We start from the raw sequence: 1,644 nt of genomic DNA, 5'->3' as shown, positions 1-1,644 counted from the left end.
CGCAAAAGCCTGCCGGCTACCCCACGAGGGGAAGTCGGCAGGCTCAGTATATTGGCAAAACCAGTCCCGACCTGGCGCCGTGGCCGGTATTGGCAAGATCAGGTGGGCAAGGCCCATTTTCTTGCCGTTGACTGGCTCAGCTGGCTCTGCTATGTCCTCCGATTAAATCAGTTCAATACAGCCTGATATCCATTTGTCTGATCACCGGTGATGGTAATAAAATATGATTCACCAAAGTGTGCCTCCCATGAGACAGGCTCCATACATTTCGTGATGTCATCCGGATATACGTTTTCATAATTGGGAGCCACGTATTCGGTTATGATTCGGAACTGCATGGACAGCTCAAAAGGCTCAGAGGGGTTATTCAGTTCCTCCTGATTCCACACCACAATGTTATCAGAATCGCGGCTGATCAGCGATCCATCCGCATTTGATATGCCTCCACTGTATTCATGGCTGCCTGCACGATAATCAAAAACCAGCAGCCCGATATCCTCTTCCGCATCTAATCGTATATGCAGGGCGATTTCATCATCAGCAGGCGCATATTCGTTAGGAATCATCTGATTGTAGACGACGAGGCTCAGTCCCAGCACAATCACAACCGCAGCAATCATTCCAATTGTCTTTTTCTTCATTTTAGAAGCACTCCTATTGATCGAATCATTTTTGCCTTCATGGAAAGAACATTTCCATGATCGCAGCAGCAAGATCATCGGTGCTGCCCTGGCAAACAGCCGTTCAAATAAGTGAAAAGCCACTTCGGGAACGGCGGTTTCAGATTTACTATAACATCCACCCCAATGGGGACTATTCATATTCCTGTTTTTAGGGATGCCCCCTCTCTATCCCTCGCTGCCATGATTGTAGGCGGAATTGCCCGTTGCCGCAAGCAACGAATCTTAACATCATTGGGTTGGCGGCAATTGGGGGCTATTGGTTTCTGGAAGGTTATCTTCCTCTCCCGATTTCTTTCTTTAAGAAGGGGCCGCCCGACTGCTTTAAGAAAGAGCCGCCCGACTGCCCTCTTGACAAGTTTCCCGATTTTGCATATACTAGGTGCGATATACAGCGACGATGGGAAGGAGTACGCGCCCCTTCTGACACAGAGAGACGCCGGTCGGTGGAAGGCGTTTCAGAGCGGCGCGGAAGGTGATCCCGGAGCTCCGGGCCTGAACGCAAGTAGGGCCCGGCGGGTTCTCCCGTTACCGAGACAAGAGTGCCCCTGTGGATACACGGGGGAATTCAGGTGGTACCGCGGATTTTCATGGAAATGAGATTCGCCCTGAGCAAAACGCTCGGGGCGATTTTTTTGCCCCGAAAAGGAGTGTCAGAACCAGATGAAAAAAGAACTGCCCAAGGTCTATGAACCCAAGGAGGTGGAGGGCCGCATCTACCAGATGTGGGAGGAGCACGGCTGCTTCGAGGGCCACCGCGACCCGGACAAGAAGCCCTTCACCATCGTCATGCCGCCCCCCAACGTCACCGGCCAGCTCCACATGGGCCACGCCATGGACTCCACCCTCCAGGACATCCTGATCCGCTTCAAGCGGATGCAGGGTTATGCCGCCCTGTGGGTGCCCGGCACCGACCACGCCGGCATCGCCACCCAGATCAAGGTGGAGGAGGAGCTGCGCAAGA

At 53.0% G+C, this 1,644-nt stretch carries 2 protein-coding genes and 1 other annotated feature; of the genes, one reads left to right on the top strand and one right to left on the bottom strand.

The genetic code is table 11. The features are described 5' to 3' along the window. Positions 1 to 167: 167 nt before the first annotated feature. Positions 168 to 641 carry a hypothetical protein gene (locus tag QZ378_RS00820; protein ID WP_291256990.1) on the bottom strand — a complete coding sequence of 158 codons (474 nt, stop codon included), beginning with the start codon at positions 639 to 641 and terminating at the stop codon, positions 168 to 170. Between the two features lie 427 nt (positions 642 to 1,068). Beyond that, positions 1,069 to 1,294: a binding site (T-box leader), on the top strand. A 49-nt stretch (positions 1,295 to 1,343) separates the two neighbouring features. Here QZ378_RS00820 and QZ378_RS00815 point away from each other — a divergent pair. Further along, positions 1,344 to 1,644, top strand: a 301-nt coding sequence (locus QZ378_RS00815; protein ID WP_291256989.1) for a class I tRNA ligase family protein, incomplete at its 3' end; no start/stop codon positions are given.

It is taken from the genome of Flavonifractor sp., from assembly GCF_019422385.1.
GTDB classification, from domain to species: Bacteria; Bacillota; Clostridia; order Oscillospirales; family Oscillospiraceae; genus Flavonifractor; species Flavonifractor avistercoris.
Note: the sequence above shows the minus strand (reverse complement) of the source record. Positions and strands in the feature narration are given on the sequence as shown.